Annotated in this window: 4 protein-coding genes and 4 pseudogenes; all 8 read left to right on the top strand. The window is 33.8% G+C overall.

The features are described 5' to 3' along the window. Window positions 1-180 (top strand): annotated as a pseudogene (locus tag NCCP133_RS21670) (hypothetical protein); the annotation flags it as partial. A gap of 101 nt (window positions 181-281) precedes the next feature. Then, window positions 282-917: a hypothetical protein gene (locus NCCP133_RS21665; RefSeq protein ID WP_264807301.1), complete on the top strand. Its 636-nt coding sequence runs from the start codon at window positions 282-284 to the stop codon at window positions 915-917. Window positions 918-938: 21 nt separating this feature from the next. Then, window positions 939-1,109, top strand: a complete 171-nt coding sequence (locus NCCP133_RS21660) for a hypothetical protein (RefSeq protein ID WP_264807300.1) — start codon at window positions 939-941, stop codon at window positions 1,107-1,109. A gap of 596 nt (window positions 1,110-1,705) precedes the next feature. Then, window positions 1,706-2,368 (top strand): annotated as a pseudogene (locus NCCP133_RS21655) (Tn3 family transposase); the annotation flags it as partial. A gap of 206 nt (window positions 2,369-2,574) precedes the next feature. Then, window positions 2,575-3,405 carry a hypothetical protein gene (locus NCCP133_RS21650; protein WP_264807299.1) on the top strand — a complete coding sequence of 277 codons (831 nt, stop codon included), beginning with the start codon at window positions 2,575-2,577 and terminating at the stop codon, window positions 3,403-3,405. A gap of 122 nt (window positions 3,406-3,527) precedes the next feature. Then, window positions 3,528-3,935, top strand: a complete 408-nt coding sequence (locus NCCP133_RS21645) for a hypothetical protein (protein WP_264807298.1) — start codon at window positions 3,528-3,530, stop codon at window positions 3,933-3,935. Between the two features lie 238 nt (window positions 3,936-4,173). Further along, window positions 4,174-4,428 (top strand): annotated as a pseudogene (locus NCCP133_RS21640) (Tn3 family transposase); the annotation flags it as partial. A 266-nt stretch (window positions 4,429-4,694) separates the two neighbouring features. After that, window positions 4,695-4,819, top strand: a pseudogene (locus tag NCCP133_RS21635) (DUF3626 domain-containing protein); the annotation flags it as partial. Between the last annotated feature and the right edge of the window lie 302 nt (window positions 4,820-5,121).

The following is a 5,121-nucleotide window of genomic DNA, read 5'->3' as shown; positions in this document are numbered from 1 at the left end:
ACAGGAAATCCGTCAGTTTTAGGACAATTAGCGACGTCAAGTTCTGGACAATATAGAACTTCATTAACAGTTAGAGGAGGTGTTGGTATGAAGCCAACTATATTAATTGCAGAGGATCATCAAAATATACTAATTGTTACTAAACTTTACTTGGAAAAGAAGGATTTAACACGAAAATAGCTTGTAATGGTAATGAATAAATTAACATCTTTACAATATTATGGTAAATATCTATAATTGGAAATGCAAGACAAATATTTTAATAGAATAGGAGAGAGGAAATGAAAAAGTTTTTAGTATCATTGATGGCAGTATTATTAATTTTACCGGTGTTGTTAAACACCACAGCTCAAGCAAGTAGCTTAGGGAAACAGACTAGCGAATTCACGATGGAAGATGTTATGGCATTGGAGTCTTACATATCTGTTGAGAATGGTTTGTTTAAATTTGATTCAAGTTCAGCGACAAAAAATGGTCATGATAAAGAATTGGTTAAAATGCAAAAAGATTATTTATCTGACTTAAACACAGAGGTTAAAAATGGTAAACTAAAGGTAGAAAGTAATTTGGAAATTGTCGTGTTAGAGCCCCTGGCTGCAGAAGAATCTGGCGACTATACAACATTGGTTTCCTGCCCAGGAAAGAATACTTCTTTGGCTTATCATTGGTGGGGTGTGAGCCGTTACTTGAATTACTGTAATGCAAATAAGTTTGCGGCGGATATGGCGTCTGTTGCTGCTGGTTATACAGGAGCGGGGTTAGTGGCAGGCATCTGGTTTCCTGGAGTGGCTGTTGCGGGAGGTATCATTGCTTCGTATGCTGCATTAATGTCAGCCCGTGTTTCTGCTAACAATAATGGAAGCGGAGTCTATATCGGAATAACTTATGCCGGATTCTTTAACGTCGAGCCTCAATAACAACAGAAAGGAGGTGGGATTTTGAATTGGGTGCTGATTAACTCAATATTAGGCTTCATACTCATACTTGTCCTTGCCTTCTCCTTCAAGAAAATGAAGCAAGAAAATAAAAAATTCCCAATAAAGCAATTTGTGGTATCTTTGATTGTTGGGATCGGATTATTTGTTGTTATCTTAGGCAATCTCTTATAAGCAAAAAGTAGGGTGTATAGCGCATCCTACTTTTTTATTACAGAATTTTTTTACATTTACCCATAATCAATATAAAAAAGAATAATAAAATTCATATACAAAAATGAACCCTTAAACACACAAGATGCGCATGTTGTCCGGGTTCAATCGTGTGATACATAATTTTTATTTAATAGAAACTATAGACTAATTCATTTAAAATTGAATCTCATAAGCCGTGTGCCTCCGTTCCTGGGCAATCCTCATAATTAAGTTTCTGAGTTCTTCTTTTTGATTACGGCTCCTATCTTGCCTGGTGGTTCCGAAGCGATTATGAAAATCGAAGGCGCTAGGAAGATACTCCGAACTACATAAAGTGTTGATTGACGACAAAGTTACTTAAAAACGCCCGTTCTATTATTCCATTATAGGGCGCTTTTGTTTAATAAACAAAATAATCAAAGGCTGAAAATATGCAAGTTTTTATTCATTTCTTGCATATTTTCGGCTTTTTTCTATTCAAAAAACATACTGACAAAAACAGCATATTTTTAATGCCAAAAACGCCTATTTTCCATTTTGTGGTTACGTTGCCCCTCAGTGGCCAGTTGCTGGTTCTACCCCTATTAGGATTTAAATTTGCTCCAAGAATAAGAGATTTATCATACTCGAAATTATTTACAATAGATAAAGCAAGTGAGTATCCAAAACTAGAAGCTGTTTTACGTGGACAAATAAATACAAAAGTCATTAAAGAAAATTATGAGGATGTTTTGCGATTAGCTCATTCAATAAGAGAAGGAACAGTCTCAGCATCCCTTATTATGGGGAAAATAGGCTCTTATTCAAGACAAAACAGCTTGGCTACAGCCTTACGCGAAATGGGGCGAATAGAAAAAACAATCTTTATTCTTAATTACATTTCGGATGAATCTTTAAGAAGAAAAATACAGAGAGGATTGAATAAAGGAGAAGCCATGAATGGACTGGCAAGAGCTATTTTCTTCGGAAAACAAGGAGAGCTTAGGAAACGAACCATACAACATCAACTACAAAGAGCCAGTGCCTTAAACATAATTATCAATGCCATCAGTATCTGGAATACCCTACATCTAACAAAAGCAGTTGAATATCAAAAACGAACAGGTAGTTTTAATGAAGACTTATTGCACCATATGTCACCTTTAGGCTGGGAACATATTAATTTACTAGGAGAATATCATTTTAATTCGGAGAAAGTGGTCTCATTAGATTCTTTAAGACCACTACAACTTTCTTAACGTTGATAAAAGTAGGGGAATTGTCTTGGATATGGGCTTAGCGATGTATATCCGCATTTCCCTGACTGTTTACTGAGGTTAAACAATCATAGTTAATACAAAATTATACAATTAAAGGGAAAATTATGCATTTTTTAGTTTACACAAATTGGGTATGATGGTATTACTTAATAGATTCATAAAATTCTGAATACAAGGAGGAAAAAATGAAGAAATTCTTATCTGCTTGTTTAGTGGTTTTGTTTATGTTTTCCATTTCAACTTCAGCTTTAGGTGCAACATCTGAAGAAAAGCCGAAAGGTTGTACTTTCACTAAAAGTAAAGATGCAAAAGTATTATTTAAAAAGGAACCAACAAGCAATATTGATGACCTGTATAAAATGGCTATAGAAAAAAAGGGATTTTTAAAAGATGATGAACTAAAAAAGTTCTCAAAAAAAGAGGCATATTTAGAATCTAAGGAAAAAGGAAAAAATGCCAAAGTAGATAAAGTTAAATTAAATATTGCTTCTACAAGCGAATTGATTGAAGTGTATGAAGATAATGGAGAAAAACATGAAGTATTTTCAGTTACAGAATTTGCTTTAGTTAGCAATAAAGATTTAGCTGAAACTGATTCAGATTATGGGGTTTTGGGTTCGGAAACTGATTATGGTGAGAAATGGGATAGCTCTATAAGTGTAAAAGCATATTCAACAAACTATTATAATAGATCATCTGCTGATGGTGCAAATTCATGTATTGATTTAAGCTCTGTAACTGGTGGATGGACAAGATCTGATTCAAGTGTGTCTATCGGAACCAAAACGGTAAATTATGGACAGACAGGTACAAGATGTGATTATATTGGGAGTGTAACGCAAAAAAGTGGAAACAAATATCCAAGTTCAAACTCTTATTCTTACGCCGTTCTTAGTAGCTGGGTTCCTGTAACAATTGAACCCACTTCAACTGTTGTAGGGCAAAGTAGTACAGCTGAATTAACTAGAAATTCTAGTAAATGGACTTTGTCTTTAACTAATCATGTAACTAACTAATTTTAATTTTTAAAGGTGATTCCAAATTACGGGCTCACCTTTTTTGTATATTTATTAAAATTTATTTATAAATTCTATGTCATAAATGGTACAATTAAGTAAAAGTTTATAAGGAGAATAGCATGAATAAAAAAATTTTTATTGGATTCTTATTGATTTTATTATTCATTATCGTTTCTGGCGCTTCTTATTTCTTTAAAGGAAATCATATTAGCGAGGAAATGTATTATAAGGGAAGATCTGAAAATTGGGAAGTAACTACAAAAATATTAGAACAGGGGAAAAATAACTATGAGAATACCACGATTATAGAATATATTGGAAATGGAGAAATACCTAAAGAAATATCTTGGAAACTTGAAGGTAATAGGTTTGGCACTGGTGGATCAAATATACTTAATGATGGAAAATTAACTAAAATTGAACAATTACGAGATATAGAAATTACACTTAAAGAACAATATTTCATTACTGTTGAATGGAACAACAACTATAAGGAAGATATTATAATATATTTAGAAGATCATTAACACAAGCAGCAGCTAAACTGGCTGCTGCTTTAAAACTTTAATCTGTCCTCTAATTAATAATTAATTGAAAAAAGGTGGTAAGCGGTCTCCCATTATGGGGTATCACCAACCATTTATCATATTTCCCACGCTAAGACAAAACCCCTGTTGAATAAGCGATTTCCCTTTACTTCCGTGGGTATTACGTCAAAATGTTGGTCCTACCCCTGGTTAATCAGACCAAATTTTTGATTGACTATATTTATTAGGATTTAAATTTGCTCCAAGAATAAGAGATCTATCTAACCCAAAATTATTTACCATAGATAAAACAAGTGGTTATCCAAAACTAGAAACTATCTTACGCGGACAAATAAATGCAAAGGTCATTATAGAGAATTATGAGGATGTTTTGCGATTAGCCCATTTTATAAGGGAAGTGACAGTATCAGAAGCCAAACCATTTGCGCCCATTACATTTGCATCATATGTCACCTTTAGGCTGGGAGCATATCAATCTACTAGGATAATACCAATTTTATCAGAGAAAGTGGTCTCGTTAGATTCGCTAAGACCACTGAACCTTTCTTAGCGTTGCTAAAAATTGGGGAATCGACTTGGGAATGAGCTTAGCGTTGTAAATCCGCATTTTCCTGACGGTACCCCCCTTTAGAGGATTATGTTTATTTATAATATTAATATTGTAACGTTAAAATAGGTAAATATCAAAAAATTGGTATAACGGTGATGTATTCAATAACAAACAGTTTTAGGAGAAAAACTGCTGTAATGGACTTAATACGTAATCCAGCACCTTGGAGCGAACGAGGGAAGTATAAGGAGGTACTTCAGGATTTAAACTATTGTGGCACGTTTTAGTGAGGTATGGAAAGCCATTAGATTAAGGCTGCCTTTTTTGAATTATTTCACTTAAAGTACGGGTGCTTTACTTTAAGACCCAGCTGCCACCTCAGGCGGCTTTTTTTATTTATCAAAAGACCTGCGGTAATATGTCAACTCCAAAGTTTAAATGTTTAGTTTTTAATGTACTTTTGACTAAAAAAGACGTTAGGAACTGCACCAGTAATTATGTAATTTACTAGAAGTAAGAAAGGTTAGCGCTGACAAGGTTTATTGTAAGCGTCAAACTACGCCCACATGGTTTGTCGCTTTTTTATATGCGATAATCTCCTAGAGATCAAACATA

Source organism: Cytobacillus sp. NCCP-133 (assembly GCF_026011715.1).
Lineage (GTDB): Bacteria > Bacillota > Bacilli > Bacillales > Cytobacillaceae > Cytobacillus.
Note: the sequence above shows the minus strand (reverse complement) of the source record. Positions and strands in the feature narration are given on the sequence as shown.

Bases quoted from the DNA above. Each gene is read 5' to 3' on its own strand.
- NCCP133_RS21650 (WP_264807299.1), top strand. From the start codon at position 2,575: ATGAAGAAATTCTTATCTGCTTGTTTAGTGGTTTTGTTTATGTTTTCC.
- NCCP133_RS21645 (WP_264807298.1), top strand. From the start codon at position 3,528: ATGAATAAAAAAATTTTTATTGGATTCTTATTGATTTTATTATTCATT.
- NCCP133_RS21665 (WP_264807301.1), top strand. From the start codon at position 282: ATGAAAAAGTTTTTAGTATCATTGATGGCAGTATTATTAATTTTACCG.